This window comes from Flavobacterium cucumis, assembly GCF_900148835.1.
GTDB lineage: Bacteria > Bacteroidota > Bacteroidia > Flavobacteriales > Flavobacteriaceae > Flavobacterium > Flavobacterium cucumis.
The window spans coordinates 1-2,505 of the sequence record NZ_FRYK01000010.1; the positions used below are offsets into that span (position 1 = coordinate 1).

The following is a 2,505-nucleotide window of genomic DNA, read 5'->3' on the forward strand; positions in this document are numbered from 1 at the left end:
GGTGTAAAATTTTTCTTTCCTTGCATGAATAAATTTACAAAATATCTCTTTCTTATGCAAGTATTTGTATATTTGAGTTGTGCAACAAGCACAGCGGTTTGCTTCAATGGCTACTTCCGGATTTTCCTACGGAAAATCCGCTGCTGAATGGAATGTTTTGTTATATTTGTAATGGCTTGGTGCTGGTTCAACGCCACTGAGAGCAAGCCGCAGAACGTTATGTGCAACCCAATAAAAACCGCATAAATAGAGAGATTGACGACAAAATTCGCATATCAAACATTAAGTATTGAACATAAGATAAAATATGTTTTACTTTTTTTTGTTTCAATCTTTATTGTGGTAAACATTGGTGTTGATTTCTTTACCGCAAAATCTCAAAATTATTCGTTTTACTTTTCGGAAGCCTTAATTTTCAGTTCATACTGGTTATTGTTTGTGCCTTTAGTTCAATTATTTTTAAAATTCTTAAAAAGAACTTATGGTTTTGTAAAGCATTTTATGTTCTTTACAATTGTCGTGTTAATTCATTCGTTAACCTATCCTTTTTTAGTTTGGCTTTTTTCAAAAATTTATTATTATCACACATTTGAATATTTCCAGACATTTAGGTTTGGATTGTCGGCTTATTTAATTAAAACTTTAATTATCTATGCGTTCATCTTGTTGTCTTACTCCATTTTCAAAATACAACGGAATTTCAACAATTTCAATTCTGAAAAAAATATTGAACCGGAAATACAAAACTATATTTCTTCAATCATTGTTTTAGATAACACTAGAAAAGTAATTATTAATGTTGAAGATATTTTTTATTTTTCGGCAAACTCACCATATGTAAACATTTTCCATAATCAGAAGAAATATTTACATTCTGAAACTTTAAAATCATTGGAAAAAAAGTTAAATGCTCAATTATTTGTTCGCATTCATAAATCGCATATCGTAAATGTTACAAAAATTTCTTCATTACAATCCCGAAAAAATGGCGATTATGATATTACGCTTTCAGATAGCACTTCTTTGAGAGTTAGTCGTAATTATGCAAAAAAGTTTAAGGAAATTTTTGAGCATCATCTTGCCATAAAATAAACTCCTTTCACAACATTTGATTTTTAGATTGAGATTTTTAGATTGAATTTTGCGAAAAATTTATATGATGAAAATTACAAAGATTTTAAAATTATCTTTTTTCTTTAGTTTGTTTCTTAGTTGTAACGGACAAAGCAATGATAACAAGAATGTTCAAAAAATTGATAATAAAATTGTTGGTGGAGGTTGCGACGGTTGTGAATTAATGTATGTAGGAATGCCCGAAAAAATTTCAACTGAACACATAAGTGTTGGTTGGACAGTGGGCAAGCAAAAACTCATATTGACAGGCAAGGTCTTTAATCTTGACGGTAAAACACCTGCATCTGATGTCATCATCTATTATTGGCATACTGATGATAAAGGTTTGTATTCATCAAATAACGAAACACTTAAACAAGCTAAGGAACACGGCAAACTGCGAGGTTGGGTAAAGTCTGACAAGGATGGAAATTACACTATTAAAACTTCAAGACCGGCAGCTTATCCGAATGATAATATTCCGCAACACATTCACTTATCGATAAAAGAACCGGACATCGAAAACGAATATTATGCTGACCTTTATTTTGATGATGACCCATTTTATTTAAAACATAAGAAAAAGTATGGTAAAATTGACAGAGCAGGAACAGAAATACTAAGAATTGTTTTAGACGGTAACACTCAAATTGCAGAACATAATATTGTTTTAGGGTTGAATATTCCTGACTATCCAACAAAAAATAAAAAAGACATACAGTCGGGCTTACAAATTGGCGAAGACCAACCTTCATTTATACCATTTCACGCCTTTGGACCAGACAAAGGAACAAGAACTTGCCCAGTTTGCAAATATGGACGTTATCACGGAATTGTATATTTCGTTGGCGACAATCCAGATTGGGATGAAATTAAAAAATGGCTTAAACAATTAGACCACCAAAGCGTATCAAGAGAAAAATACCTTAAAGCATACTTTGTTTACGGGAACTCAAAGAATTATAATAAGCAGGCACGGCAAACAGAGTTAGAAAAAATCGGAGAAGAATTAGGGCTTCAAAAAATTGCTTTGACTTTTGTACCATCATTTAGCGACACTGAAAGCGAAGCAAACCTTAACAACATAAATGCGAGTGTTGAAAACACCTTTATAATTTACAGACACAGGACAATAGTTGACAAATATGTAAATCTAAAACCGACAGTACAAAACTTTAGACTCATTTCAGAAATACTTGACAAAACAAAAGGAAATTATTTTGACTTAAACGAGCCAAAACATGAATGATAAGAAGGCTGCACATAATAGCTAGAATAGCTAGAGTTTCGTTGGGCTTGCAAAGCCAACAATGAAACTCCTGTTGAACGGAACCGATTACTGTCTATCCACTATGGGGATTTCGATATGATTAGATAAAGATTTAGAAGAGG

General features: G+C 32.0%; 2 protein-coding genes. Both read left to right on the top strand.

Features of this window, described 5'->3' with window-relative positions; translation table 11 throughout:
- Positions 1-255 precede the first annotated feature (255 nt).
- Positions 256-1,092 (top strand): LytR/AlgR family response regulator transcription factor, encoded by an 837-nt coding sequence (locus BUE95_RS13440; protein ID WP_234977661.1) that lies wholly within the window; start codon positions 256-258, stop codon positions 1,090-1,092.
- Between the two features lie 67 nt (positions 1,093-1,159).
- Positions 1,160-2,362, top strand: coding sequence for a dioxygenase family protein (locus BUE95_RS13445; protein ID WP_073585378.1), 1,203 nt, complete (start codon positions 1,160-1,162; stop codon positions 2,360-2,362).
- Positions 2,363-2,505: the final 143 nt, after the last annotated feature.